5 protein-coding genes are annotated in these 6,211 nt (G+C 70.6%); all 5 read right to left on the bottom strand.

The features are described 5' to 3' along the window. Positions 1–200 precede the first annotated feature (200 nt). Positions 201–1,694 (bottom strand): RtcB family protein, encoded by a 1,494-nt coding sequence (locus VFL99_RS05330; protein ID WP_325105300.1) that lies wholly within the window; start codon positions 1,692–1,694, stop codon positions 201–203. Position 1,695: 1 nt separating this feature from the next. After that, positions 1,696–3,030 carry a GumC domain-containing protein gene (locus VFL99_RS05335; protein ID WP_325105301.1) on the bottom strand — a complete coding sequence of 445 codons (1,335 nt, stop codon included), beginning with the start codon at positions 3,028–3,030 and terminating at the stop codon, positions 1,696–1,698. Positions 3,031–3,081: 51 nt separating this feature from the next. Next, entirely contained in the window at positions 3,082–4,587 is a 1,506-nt protein-coding gene (locus tag VFL99_RS05340) for a polysaccharide biosynthesis protein (RefSeq protein ID WP_325105302.1), read from the bottom strand. Continuing rightward, a complete protein-coding gene (locus tag VFL99_RS05345; protein WP_325105303.1) occupies positions 4,584–5,771 on the bottom strand; it encodes a DegT/DnrJ/EryC1/StrS family aminotransferase in 1,188 nt (395 codons plus the stop codon). Before VFL99_RS05345 ends, VFL99_RS05340 begins: the two co-directional genes overlap by 4 nt. A 92-nt stretch (positions 5,772–5,863) precedes the next feature. Then, positions 5,864–6,211 (bottom strand): response regulator transcription factor (locus VFL99_RS05350; protein ID WP_325105304.1); only part of this gene is annotated, 348 nt, incomplete at its 5' end.

Below are 6,211 nucleotides of genomic sequence, written 5' to 3' on the forward strand. Positions count from 1 at the left end.
CCCGGCCCGGACGGCCGGATGAGCGGCTGGCACGCCACGGCGACTCCGCACGCGCCCAACGCCACCCGGGCCGGGCCGCTGACGCGTGCGCCACCCGGGACCGCTTCGGCCTGCCGGGGTGCCGGAGGGACGGGCGCCGGAAGGGGAGCCGCGAGCGGCCCACCTCGCTCCACGAGGGACTGTGTCACGTGCGTCCCCGATCAGGTGAGCACGGCGAAGGGACGGAGGCGGACGACCGGGCGGACGAGGCCGTTCCGGACGAGGATGCCGAGCGCCTCGTCGACGCCGTGGTCGTCGAGCTGGGGAATCAGCCGGGGTGCCTTGCCGTCATAGCGGTAGCGCATGGTGTGGCGACCCAGCGGGTCACGACCCGAGCGGCCGTCCTGCTCGAAGGCCTTGATGATGCTGCCCGTTCCGTGGCACGCAGAGTGCAGGCTCCGGTCGGCCCGGGCCGCGGGTACGCACAGGAACGACGAGGTGCGGTTGGTGCCGGGCACCAGTAGCGGCTGACCCGTCTCCGCGAACGCCGGGTGTCCCGCCATCATCTCGGCCGTCCACGCACGGGCCGCGTTGTGGCGGTGCACGAACGCCGGGGCCCCGGCGATCTGCTCCTCGTAGATTGAGTTGTGGGGGGAGTCCACGACCAGGCGCAGGGAGGCGCCGAACGCCGCCCGCGCGAACTCCTTCAGGGCGGCATACGTGGCCAGGCGGTAGGCGAACCCGTAGTTCATCGACAGCCGCTGGGCCAGCATCACCCGGCGACCCTCGTCACCCTCGATCGGGATCGAGGGACAGCCGACCTCGAAGTAGCGGCTGTACCGCCGCCGCGCCTGCTGCAGGCCGGTCAGTCCGCGCAGGTGCGCCATCGGCTTGGCGACCGCCATCTCGGCACGCAGCATGCGCGAGGCGGCCTTGCGTCGGGCATACATCTCACCGATCTGGCCGGTGAGCACCCCGCCGCCGTTGTGCAACTGCAGGGTGATCTGTCCCTGGCGCAGGCCAAGACGCTCGGCGATCTCGGGCTCGAACACCTCGTCCACCTGCTGCAGCTCGAGGAAGTGGGTGCTCGGGCCGATCGAGCCGAACCGCAGGCGGGCCAGCTGGGTGCAGACCCACGGGAGCTCCTTGCGCGCGGCGCGAGCGCCGCCGAGCTCCTCCACGGGGAGCCGCCCCATCTCCTCGACCCGGTCGAGGTCGGCGCGGTCGATGCCGAACCGCTCGGCGGCGAAGTCCGCTCCCTCGACCGCGGCGCGGAGCACCTCGGCGCGGGACAGCTCGAAGGACCATGTGGGTGGGTCGGGGAAGCGCTCCTGGATGCGTCGGTAGAAGGTGCTGATCGCGGCCTCGTCCGGCTTGTCGACGTCGAGGGTGGCCAGTGCCATGCCGCAGTTGAGCGCCGCGTCGGTCAGGGTCGGCCGGATGGCACCCCGGGTGGCGACGGCGATGCTGGAGGGCATCTCCGACTTGTCCTTGTGGCAGAAGTCGGGGAGCACCACGGGGGGCGCGGCCAGGTCGGCTCCGGCTGTGCCGGCCCGGAGGCGTTCCATGAGAGTCGGGTCCGCCGGCATGCCGGGGCTGTCGAACACGGTGAGGTCACGGAGGGGGGTGCCCGCTGGAACACTCCCGCCGTCCTCGTCGCCGGGGTGGGTGATGAGCTGGACCGGCAACTCGGTGCGGTCGGTGATGCTGGTCATGTCAGCTGCCTTTCCTGTGCGAGGAGGTGCGGTCGTCGAGGACGCCGAGGACCGGCCACCCGGTGGCCGCGGCGAGGTCGGTGAGTCGTCGGATCTCGCTGTAGCGGCTCAGTCGCGGCACCACGATGAGCAGGCCGCAGGCCTGACGCGGCCGGGAACCGAGGTCCGCCAAGGGAATCGCCTCGACGCGGGCCGACAGGTCGGAGACCGTGACCATCGGTGGGTTGGCGACGTGGACGGTGCCGGGGGTGATGTCGGCACCGGTGCGCCAACGGTCGGCGGCGGCTGCGCCGCCGTGGCGGTTGTTGCTGTGGCCGTTCGAGGACGGTGAACCGGCCAGCTCGGCAGCGGTCGGGACGGTCTGGGTCGGCTCGAGCTGGGGATCGAGGTGCGCCGCGAGTGCGCGCAGCCGACTGGGGGTGGTGCCGGCCAGCACGACGGTGGACAGTCGCCGGCGGCGCGCCGCGCTCGCGATGGCCAGTGCGGTGGTGGCATCAACCGACTGGCGGTGCATGTCGCCCAGCACCGGAGCATCCAGCTCGCGCGCCAGGGCTCGGCCGTCGGCGACCCGGGGGCGCCCCACCTCGAGCAGGATGCAGATGAGGAAGCCGGCAACGATGCCGGCGATGGCCGCCAATGCGAGGTGGGTCGTCAGGTGCTGGGCCACCGGAACGGCGCTGCCGGCGTCGGAGACCAGCGAGGCGTTGCTGGCCGTGACGGTCGTGAGGCCGAGCTGCCGGATGGCCGTGTTGACGTCGGAGATCTCCTGGTCGAGGCTGCCGATCTCCGCGGTCAGCTGGGCGCGAGGAGCGCCCGAGGAAGCCTTCGCGAGCTGGTCGTAGCGGTGCTGTCGCTGGGTGATCAGCTGGTCGAGCTGCTGGTGCAGGTTGTCGTCGAGCTGGGAGGTCCGCGCGGCTCCGGAGGTGTTGAGGAAGTCGATGGCCTGCTGGGTCACCGCCTCGGTCAGCGCCTTCGCATCCGCACGGTCGGGGTCCTGCACCGACACGTCGAAGACCGCCGAGGTGCCGATCCTGGTGACCTGCACGTTCGTGGCGACGTTGGTCGGGTCCCGGTGGCCACTCAACTTGGCGTCCTGCAGGGCCAGGGAGATGACGCGAGGACTGGTCGCCACGCCCTGCACCTGGTTCAGGATCGAGTCAGCCTCGCTGTCCGACCCCGGTGGCGTGGTCGTGGCCTGCATCCGTGCGGTGGACGTGTAGAGGGGGCTCGCGAGGAGGGTGACAGCAAGGGTGCCTCCAACGGCAATCACGAAGCACCCGACCAAGATTGCCCAACGACCCGCCACGATGCGGCGGATCGCCTCAGTCAGCTCCATCAGTTCGTTCCTCTCCTGTCCCAGGAACCGTCCGGCCGATTGCCGGCGGAATCAGTAGTCATCGGGATAGATCGCCTCGAACCCGGCTCCCACGCCGACCGGCTCGCGCACCGGCCGGTAGGTGGCGACCAAGCGGCCGAGCTGCTCGCCCACCTCGGGCGCCTCGTTGCGGGCGGCCGCCGCATAGAGGTCCTCCAGCTCGAGGGCCGCTCCGGTGCGGTGCGCGCCCCGAGTGCTGAAGATCCGGGGGTGGTCGGTCGCCAGGCGTTCCTCGCTGTCGCTGAAGAGCGCCTCGTGCAGCTTCTCCCCGGGGCGCAGACCGGTGTAGGTGATGTCCTCACACGGCAGTCCGAGCTGGGCGGCGAAGTTGGCCACGAGGTCCGTGATGCGGACCGGATCGCCCATGTCGAGGACGAAGGTTTCTCCACCGCTGGCGAGGCGAGAGGCCTCGAGCACCAACCCGACCGCCTCCTCGATGGTCATGAAGTACCGCGTCACGTCGGGGTGCGTGACCGTGATGGGTTCTCCTGACCGCATCTGCTGGGCGAGGATCGTCAGCAACGAGCCACGGCTGCCCAGGACGTTGCCGAAGCGCACCGCCGCCGTGACGGTGGGTCCTCCGGCCGCGGCACGCACGACCTGCTCACCGAGCTGCTTGGTGGCGCCGAGCACCGAGGTGGGGTCGGCGGCCTTGTCCGTCGAGATGAACACCAAGCGCTGCACGCCGTGGGCGACGGCGGCCTGCACCACGTTCTGGGTGCCGAGGACGTTGGACTTGACTCCCTCACAGGGGTGCCGCTCCAGCATCGGCAGGTGCTTGAGCGCCGCGGCGTGGAAGACGATGTCGGGCCGATGGTCGCGCATCACCTGGTGCATGCGGTCCCGGTCCCGGATGTCGGCGACCACGATGTCGGCGTCGTCGAGCAGCGCCTGCCCTTCGAGCTCGAGCTGGAGCCGGTGCAGGTTGGACTCGTCGTGGTCCAGCATGATCAGCTTCTCGGGTTCGAATCCCTTGACTTGGCGGCACAGTTCGCTGCCGATGGAGCCGCCCGCCCCGGTGACGAGGACGCGCCTGCCGGTGAGGGTGTCCCTGAGTTCCGGCGACTGCACGTGCAGCTCCGGCCGGCCGATGAGCGACCCGATCTGCAGGTCACGCATGTCGGTGCCGACGACGTCGCGCTGCAGCAGGGCGATGAAGGAGGGCAGGTGGCGGACACTCGCCCCGACCCGTGCGGCCACCATCGCCAGGCGGCGAACCTCCGCGGTGGGCAGTCCCGGGATCGCGAGCACGACGACCTGGACACGTTGCTCCGCACAGACCCGCAGCAGGTCGTGCAGTCGGCCGAGCACGGGAAGCTTGCGCACGACGCGCCGGGAGGTGTCGTCGTCGAGGAAGCCGATCGGGGCGAGGCCGAACGTGCGCACCGAGCGCAGGTCCCGTGCGAGGGCGCGGCCTGCCTCACCGGCACCGACGATCAGGGTGCGCAGCCCGGGCTGCGTCGTGGGGAGGAAGCCGATCTGCTCCGGCTCCCACTCGTACTTCAGGGCGATGGTCATGATGGGACTCCCAACTCGCGGACAGCAGTGCAGACACGTGTCACCTCGTCATCCGAGATGACCGAGTCCATGGGGAGCGACAAGGTCTCGGCGTGAACGCGTTCGGCGTTCGGCCACCCGTTGGCCGGGCCCAGACAGACGGAGCGGAAGGCCGTGAGCTGGTGCACGGGGATGAAGTGCACCGAGTTGCCGATCCCCCGACGGGTCAGCTCCTCGGCGAGCGCATCGCGGTCGCGACCGAAACCCGGACGCACGCGCACGGCATACAGGTGCCAGGCATGACGGCCGCGTGCCGGACGGAGCGGGAGGCAGAGCCCGGGGATGTCGGCCAGGCCGGCGTCATAGCGCGCCGCGACCTCGGCACGGCGTTGCTGCATCCGCGGGAACTCGTGCAACCCGGCCAGTCCGATGGCCGCCTGCACGTCGGTCATGTTGGCCTTGATCCCGACCTCGTTGACGTCGTAGCGCCAGCTGGCGCCCGGGCGGTAGCGCCGCCAGGCGTCGGCGGAGAGGCCGTGCAGCCGGGTCTGGACCAAGGTGTGCGCCAGGTCCTCGTCGTCCGTGGTGATCATCCCGCCCTCGCCGATGGGCAGGTTCTTGGTGGCGTAGAAGCTGAAGCACGTGGCGCGGGAGATCGCACCTACGGGTCGGTCGTCGACCCAGGTGCCGAGCGCGTGCGCCGCGTCCTCGATGACCCGGTCGAGTCCCAGCCCGGCGGCAGCGGCCAGTTCGGATACCGGCGCGGGAAGTCCGGCGAGGTGGACGACCACCATGGCGGCCACGCCGCCGACCTCGTCGGTCACCCGCGCCACCGACTCGGCACTGGGCATGGCCGTCACCGGGTCGACGTCGGCGAGAACGGGGGTCAGGCCGGCGTGCAGGATCGCTGCGACGGTGCCGCAGAAGGTGTCAGTGGTGGTGAGGACGCGCGAGCCGGCCGGGAGCCGGAGTGCCTTGAGGGAGAGCTCCAGGGCGGCGGTGCACGAGGAGACCGCGATGGCGCGCCGAGCGCCGACGAACTCGGCGAAATCCGCCTCGAAGCACAGGACGCGTTCCCCGGTCGTCAGCCAGCCGGAGCGGAGCACGTCCACCACATCCGAGGCGGCATCATCACTGAGCCGGACCCGCGAGAAGGGGATGGGTGCGATGAGTGGCGGTGCGTCGTCGAGGACGGGGATCGCCATGGCGTGCCTCCTTCACAGGTTCTCAATGACGTTCTCGACACTAAGGATTCGCTCCTCCGCCCAGATCGTTCGTGGGGGCGATCTTGACTACGTCATTTGGTGGAGACGCCGGTGTGCGTCAGCTCGAGCAGTCCCGCCTCCCGGGCCAGGCGGACCGCGGCCAGGGTCGTGGGTGCGTGGAGCTTGCCGAGGATGTGCTGCACATGGGTCCGCACGGTGTGCACGGAGATGTGGCACTCGGCGGCGATCCGCTGCCGTGACTTGCCGTCCGCCAGCGCAGCCAAGATCTCGAGTTCCCGCTGGCTCAAGGAGCCGGGACGCCCTGCAGACGAAGGCGTGTCGAGTGACGGGTCGTCCAGCGCCCGCGCGAGCATCGCAGCGGGGAAGCTCGCTTCCCCGGCGCTGGCCCGGTGGATCGCCTCGAGCAGTTCTGAGAGTGG

Source organism: Segeticoccus sp. (assembly GCF_035708005.1).

Excerpts from the sequence above, each read along its gene's own strand:
- VFL99_RS05340 (WP_325105302.1), bottom strand. The coding sequence starts at position 4,587 with ATGACCATCGCCCTGAAGTACGAGTGGGAGCCGGAGCAGATCGGCTTC.
- VFL99_RS05330 (WP_325105300.1), bottom strand. The coding sequence starts at position 1,694 with ATGACCAGCATCACCGACCGCACCGAGTTGCCGGTCCAGCTCATCACC.
- VFL99_RS05335 (WP_325105301.1), bottom strand. The coding sequence starts at position 3,030 with ATGGAGCTGACTGAGGCGATCCGCCGCATCGTGGCGGGTCGTTGGGCA.
- VFL99_RS05345 (WP_325105303.1), bottom strand. The coding sequence starts at position 5,771 with ATGGCGATCCCCGTCCTCGACGACGCACCGCCACTCATCGCACCCATC.